The following is a 2,420-nucleotide window of genomic DNA, read 5'->3' on the forward strand; positions in this document are numbered from 1 at the left end:
GAAGCGCTTCGACACCCGCCAAGCGGTGGACGGCGTCTCGTTCACCCTGCACCGCGGCGAGACGCTGGGCGTGCTCGGCGAGTCCGGGTCCGGCAAGACCACGCTGGCCCGGCTGCTCATGGGCCTGCTGGAGCCGGACACCGGCGAGATCCGGGTGCACGGCACGGCCTGGTCGAACCAGCCGGAGTCCCGCCGGCGGCCGCTGCGCCGGCGGATCCAGCTGGTGCCGCAGGATCCGCTCAGCTCGTTCGACCCGCGCTACCCGGTGGCCCGGATCGTCGGCGAGGCGGCCGGCCGGACCCGGCGCCGGGACCGCGTGCCGGAGCTGCTGGAGCTCGTCGGCCTGACCCCGGACCTGCTGGGGCGCCGGGCGGTGCAGCTCTCCGGCGGGCAGCGCCAGCGGGTGGCCATCGCCCGGGCCCTCGCGCCGGAACCGGACGTGCTGGTCTGCGACGAGCCGGTGTCCGCGCTGGACGTCTCGGTGCAGGCCCAGATCCTGGACCTGTTCGCGGACGTGCGGGACCGGCTGGGCGTGGCGGTGGTGTTCGTGTCCCACGATCTCGGCGTGCTCCACCACGTCAGCGACCGGGTGCTGGTGCTGCGGGCGGGCCGGATCGTGGAGACCGGCCCGGTCGAGGAGATCTTCGCCGCGCCCCGGGATCCGTACACCCGGGAGCTGCTCGCCGCGCTCCCCCGCACAGCTGTCAACTTGCCAGGGAGGCCGAAACAGGCCGACCAACGCAACCCCGGCACAAGCGGAAACAGCCTGTTCCGGCCGGATTGGTATCTACCGGCACAGTAACGAATCAATAGACGAACGGAAAACCCGATGACCCAGCTCCCCCGTGTACCCCTGTCCGTGCTCGACATCGCGCCGGTGCGCAAGGGCCTGACCCCCGCGCAGTCGCTGCGCGAGACCGTCGACCTGGCGCGGCGCGTGGAAGAGCTCGGCTATCACCGGTACTGGCTCGCCGAGCACCACAACTCCCCGACGGTGGCGAGCTGCGCGCCCGCGGTGCTCATCGGCCAGATCGCCAGCGTGACGTCAACCATCCGGGTCGGCTCGGGCGGGGTGATGCTGCCGAACCACTCCCCGCTGATCGTGGCCGAGCAGTTCGGCACGCTGGCCGCGATCCACCCGGGCCGGATCGACCTGGGTATCGGGCGGGCACCGGGAACGGACGACATGACGGCGCGGGCGTTGCGGCGGAGTGCCGCGACCATGGCGCCGGACGAGTTCCCGCGCCAGCTCACCGAGCTGCTGCGGTACTTCACCGGCCCGGCCGACGACGAGCCGATCCCGCCGATCACCGCGATCCCCGCGCTGGGCAACCCGGTTCCGGTCTGGGTGCTGGGTTCCGGCGCGTCCAGCGCGGCGCTGGCGGCGCGCTTCGGCCTGCCCTACGCGTTCGCGCACCACTTCGGCGCCCAGGTGACCGTGCCGGCGATGCGGCTGTACCGGGAGAGCTTCCAGCCCTCGGCGATCCTGGACAAGCCGTACGCCATCGTGGCCGCCATGGTCATCGCCGGGGAGTCCGAGGAGCACGCCGACTGGCTCGCCGGGCCGGTCGGGATGGGCGCGCTGGACGTGACCAACGACCGGCACCTCCCGTACTGCACCAACGAGGAGGCGGCGGCATACTCCTTTTCCGCCAAGGAGAGGGAGTTCGTCTCCGGCTACCTCGCCTCGCAGATCATCGGCGGCCCGGACACCGTGCGCCGGGACACCGCCGACCTGCTCGAGGCGTCCCAGGCCGACGAGCTCATGGCCATCACCATCACCTACGACCACGAGGACCGGGTGCGCTCCTACGAGCTGTTCGCCGAGGCGTTCGCGCTGTCCACACCGGCCAGCGTCCAAGCCGGCTAATGCGGGTGAGCCGGTGCCATGAAGGCGTCCTTCGGGACGCTCAACGACAGGAAGGGGCCCTTCGGGACAACAGCTGCTAGCAACCCAGCCACCCGCCAGCCGAAACCGGCCCGCCGGGGCGTGCACCCGGCGGGGTCCGGTGCCGCTTTAGGACGCACCAAGATAGCCGTTAGCCCGGTCGACGAGCTTGGGAGCTGTTCCGCCGCCTACAGGGGGACACCCGATGGCCTCGAACGAGGAGAAGCTTCGCGAGTATCTGAAGCGGGTCACGGTCGACCTGCGGCAGACACGGGCGCGGCTGCGGGAGCTCGAGGCGGTGCGGCCGGAGCCGATCGCGATCGTGGGCATGGCCTGCCGGTATCCGGGCGGCGTGGCGTCGCCGGAGGAGCTGTGGCGGCTGGTGGACGGCGGGGTCGACGCCATCGGGCCGTTTCCGGACAACCGGGGCTGGGAGGTCGAGCGGCTCTACCATCCCGATCCGGGCCGGACCGGGCATTCCACTACCCGGCACGGCGGTTTCCTGTATGACGCGGACCGGTTCGACGCGGAG

The 2,420-nt window shown here is 71.7% G+C and carries 3 protein-coding genes; all 3 read left to right on the forward strand.

Annotation, left to right across the window (positions count from 1 at the left end):
* Positions 1-802, forward strand: an 802-nt coding sequence (locus tag VGR06_RS01440) for an ABC transporter ATP-binding protein (RefSeq protein ID WP_327557078.1), incomplete at its 5' end; no start/stop codon positions are given.
* Positions 803-829: 27 nt separating this feature from the next.
* Positions 830-1,870 carry an LLM class flavin-dependent oxidoreductase gene (locus VGR06_RS01445; RefSeq protein WP_327557079.1) on the forward strand — a complete coding sequence of 347 codons (1,041 nt, stop codon included), beginning with the start codon at positions 830-832 and terminating at the stop codon, positions 1,868-1,870.
* Positions 1,871-2,093: 223 nt separating this feature from the next.
* A partial coding sequence (locus tag VGR06_RS01450) for a beta-ketoacyl synthase N-terminal-like domain-containing protein (protein ID WP_327557080.1) occupies positions 2,094-2,420 on the forward strand: 327 nt, incomplete at its 3' end.

This window comes from Actinophytocola sp. (assembly GCF_036002505.1).
GTDB lineage: Bacteria > Actinomycetota > Actinomycetes > Mycobacteriales > Pseudonocardiaceae > DASYTH01.

What these genes read in the sequence shown, in the direction of transcription:
- VGR06_RS01445 (WP_327557079.1), top strand. Translation starts at nt 830, where the DNA reads ATGACCCAGCTCCCCCGTGTACCCCTGTCCGTGCTCGACATCGCGCCG.